The sequence below is a fragment of the Streptomyces sp. NRRL WC-3549 genome (assembly GCF_000721935.1).
Lineage (GTDB): Bacteria > Actinomycetota > Actinomycetes > Streptomycetales > Streptomycetaceae > Streptomyces.
The window spans coordinates 357990-361077 of record NZ_KL585394.1; the positions used below are offsets into that span (position 1 = coordinate 357990).

Sequence of the window (3088 nt, forward strand, 5' to 3'; positions counted from 1 at the left end):
CGGTAGAAGTCCTTCCAGCCGTCGCGGTCACGGACCACCGCCTCCAGGTACTCCTGCCACACCACCCGGTCCGCGGCCGGGTCCCGGACGACCGCGCCCAGGACCCCGGCGGCCACGTCCCCGGGCCGCAGGACCCCGTCGCCGAAGTGGGCGGCGAGCGCGAGCCCGCCGGTGACGACGGAGATCGCCTCGGCCGTGGACAGCGTCCCGGACGGCGACTTGAGCTTCGTGCGGCCGTCCGTGGTGACGCCGTCACGCAGTTCGCGGAAGACCGTGACGACGCGCCGGATCTCCGCCATCCCGTCGGGCGCCGGCGGCAGGTCGAGCGAGCGGCCTATCTGGTCCACGCGCCGGGACACGATGTCGACCTCGGCGTCGGGTGTGGCGGGCAGCGGCAGCACGACCGTGTTGAAACGCCGGCGCAGGGCGCTGGACAGCTCGTTGACCCCCCGGTCACGGTCGTTGGCGGTGGCGATCAGGTTGAACCCGCGCACCGCCTGCACCTCCTGGCCGAGCTCGGGGACGGGCAGCGTCTTCTCCGACAGGACCGTGATCAGCGCGTCCTGGACGTCCGCGGGCATACGCGTGAGCTCCTCGACCCGGGCGGTCATGCCGTCGGCCATCGCCCGCATGACGGGGCTCGGCACGAGGGCGTCGCGGCTGGGGCCCCGGGCGAGCAGCTGCGCGTAGTTCCACCCGTAGCGGACGGCCTCCTCGGGGGTGCCGGCCGTGCCCTGCACGAGCAGGGTCGAGTCCCCGCTGACCGCCGCCGCGAGATGCTCCGACACCCACGTCTTGGCGGTGCCCGGCACCCCGAGAAGCAGCAGCGCCCGGTCGGTGGCGAGGGTGCTGACGGCGACCTCGACGAGGCGGCGGGGCCCCACGTACTTCGGGGTGACCACCGTGCCGTCCGGGAGGGTGCCGCCGAGCAGATAGGTCGCGACACCCCAGGGCGAGAGCCGCCAACGCGCGGGCCGGGGCCGGTCGTCCGCGGCGGCGAGCGCGGTGAGTTCGTCCGCGAAGGCGTGCTCGGCGTGCGGCCTCAGCGCGCCGCCCTCGGCGGGGCCGCCGACATCTGCGGCTGCGGTCGAGGCGATGGTGGTCGAGGCGGTGCGTACGGACTCGGACACGGTCATGGATCCCCCTCCAGATCGTTCGACCCGATGTGGTCCCCACCGTGCACCATGGCACTGACAATCGGCCGCCGAACGGTGAAAGCGCAGGTCAGAGCGATTGTCAGTGGTGCGTCCTACCGTCGTGACCATGCTGCGATCTCACGGGGGAGAACCGAGGCGCGCCGCCGGCCCGCCGGTGTGCGGGACGGTGGACCGAGTGCTGGCGCTGGCTCCTGACCAGGCGTCACGCGCGGCCGGACGCACACTCGGCGCCGGGCATCTGTGGACGGAAGCGGGCCGGTCGGAGCCGGACGCGCTGTGGGGGCTGTGCCCGGGCGGGGGCGGCCGTGTGTACCGCACGGCGGTCGACACCACCGGATCGGCGTACCACTGCGATTGCCCGGCCCCGAAGGCACCGTGCGCACACGCGCTGGGGCTGCTGCTGCTCGGGGTGTGCGGCGATCCCGTGCTCCGGCCGGACGGGGCGGCCCCGGAATGGGCACGGTCGTGGCTCGAGGACCGCGCCCGTACGCCCGCGGCCGGCGGGCCCGGCCGGACAGGCCGGAGCGCCGGACCGGCAACCGGACCGGCAACCGGCGCGACGGGTCGCGCCGATCCGGATGCGGCCGGGCGGCGCGCGGCCCGACGGGCGGAGCGGATCACCGGGGGCGCCCAGGAGTTGGAGCAGCGTCTCTCCGACCTCTTACGGGGCGGGCTCGCCGCGGCGGACCGTCCGGATCACGGCCTGTGGGAGGAGACGGCGGCCCGCATGGTCGACGCACAGGCCCCCGGACTCGCCGCCCGGGTCCGGGAGTTGGGGACGATCACGGCGTCGGGGCCGGGCCGGCCGGGGCGGTTGCTGGAAGCGTGCGCGTTGCTGCATCTGCTGGACTCGGCATGGCTGCGCCGCGAGCACCTGCCCGCCCCGCTGGCCGCCACGGTCCGTACGAGGGTAGGGCTCACGGCCTCCGCGGAGGGGCCGCCCGTACGCGACCGTTGGCTGGTCCTCGCCCAGTACGACACCCCTGACGGCGCGTTGGTGACCCGCCGCATCTGGCTGTACGGGCAGAAGTCCGCGCGTACGACGTTGCTGCTGTCCTTCGGGGCCGCCGGGCGCACACCCGCGTGGTCCTTCCCGGTGGGCACGACGATCGACGCGGAGATCACGCCCTATCCGGGTGGCGGCGGGCTGCGGGGGGACCTGGGTGAGCAGTTCGGGGCGCCCGGCGTCCGGGCCGTCCCGCCGCCGGGCGGCACGACGGCCGACGCCACCGCGGCGTACGGGCGCGCCCTGCACGACGACCCGTGGCTGGACGCGTGGCCGGTGACCGTCAGGGACGTCATACCCGTGCCCTCGGAGGGCGGGTGGCAGCTGGTGGGCGCGGAGGACGGCACGGCACTCCCCCTCACGGCCACCGCGCGGTCCCGCGCCGGGCTGTGGAAGCTCGTCGCGCTCGCCGGGGGCCGCCCCGTCTCGGTGTTCGGCGAGTGCGGGCACCGGGGGTTCGACCCCTTGGCGGTCTGGAGCCCGCACACACCGGCCGGGGGCACCCCGGACACGGAGACCCTGAACCAGGACACCGACGGCATCGTCGCCCTCACTTGACAGGCCGTCACCCCCGCTCGCGACCGAACGGCATCGGAGGACACCGCATGTCTGCCACCACCACGCCGACCCCGTCCACCCCGTCCACGTCCACCCGGGCCATGTCGACGGCGACATCAGCGTCCACGGCCGACACCACGGGCGGGGGCAGCCGCACCGCTGTCGCCGCGTCGCCCCCGGCCGGGCCAGGGCCGGCGGTAGGCGTCCCGTGGGAGGAGCTCGTCACCACGGCCCTGCTGGGCACGGACCGGCGCCCGTTGCGGCTCGGTCCATCGGTGCCGGGGGCGTCGGCCGGTCCGACGGCTCTCCTGGACGCGGCAGCCCTGCAGACGGTGCGGCGGCGGGCGGCGCTCCTGCCCGCCGTGGG

General features: G+C 75.5%; 2 protein-coding genes and 1 pseudogene. 2 read left to right on the top strand and 1 reads right to left on the bottom strand.

Annotated elements, in window-relative coordinates; genetic code table 11:
• Nucleotides 1-1136: ATP-binding protein (locus tag IH13_RS0112410; protein ID WP_031083799.1), on the bottom strand; the 1136-nt coding region annotated here is incomplete at its 3' end.
• Between the two features lie 127 nt (nt 1137-1263).
• Between IH13_RS0112410 and IH13_RS0112415 the strand changes: the two genes are divergently transcribed.
• Both IH13_RS0112415 and IH13_RS44545 read left to right on the top strand, forming a co-directional pair.
• Nucleotides 1264-2721, top strand: coding sequence for a hypothetical protein (locus tag IH13_RS0112415; RefSeq protein ID WP_051835831.1), 1458 nt, complete (start codon nt 1264-1266; stop codon nt 2719-2721).
• A gap of 47 nt (nt 2722-2768) precedes the next feature.
• A pseudogene (locus IH13_RS44545) lies at nt 2769-3088 on the top strand (hypothetical protein); the annotation flags it as partial.